Here is a 556-nt window from a genome sequence, read left to right as displayed (position 1 = left end):
GCTGGCCTATCTCGCCCGCTACACCCACCGCGTCGCCATCGCCAACAGCCGCATCATTGCCATGGACCGGAACGGGGTCACGTTCCGTTGGAACGACTATCGCGTCCGCTCCGCCGGCAAGGCCTGGCGCAAGACCATGACGCTGACGGCCTCCGAGTTCATCCGCCGCTTCCTGCTCCACGTCCGGCCCGACGGCTTCCACCGCATCCGCCACTACGGACTGCTCGCCTCCAGCCGCCGCGCCGAGACAATCGCCCGCATCAGGGAGATCATCGCGGCGGCGACGCTGGACGACATCCCGGTCGCCGCAGCGCAACCTGAGCAGGCCTCTGAACCGCACCCGCCATGCCCATGCTGCGGCGGCCATATGATCCTCGTCGAGCGCTTCGCGCCGGGCACGGCGCCGCGCACCATCGTCGCCGTCAGGATCGACACATCATGACGATGGAGCCGCAGCGACACCCAGAGAAACCACGACCGGTCTCGGCCAGAGAGCGGGCAATCCCTTGCGCCCCGATCGCGGAAACTGACCTTGCGGCGATCCCAGATCCCGCCC

At 68.3% G+C, this 556-nt stretch carries 1 protein-coding gene; it reads left to right on the top strand.

Annotation, left to right across the window (positions count from 1 at the left end; all coding sequences use genetic code 11):
* Positions 1-442: transposase (locus AX750_RS15820; protein ID WP_197431933.1), on the top strand; the 442-nt coding region annotated here is incomplete at its 5' end.
* Between the last annotated feature and the right edge of the window lie 114 nt (positions 443-556).

It is taken from the genome of Methylobacterium sp. CCH7-A2 (assembly GCF_001557075.1).
In the GTDB taxonomy this organism is placed as follows: domain Bacteria; phylum Pseudomonadota; class Alphaproteobacteria; order Rhizobiales; family Beijerinckiaceae; genus Allobosea; species Allobosea massiliensis.
The sequence above is the reverse complement of the archived record's forward strand: the minus strand, read 5'-3'. Positions and strand labels throughout refer to the sequence as shown.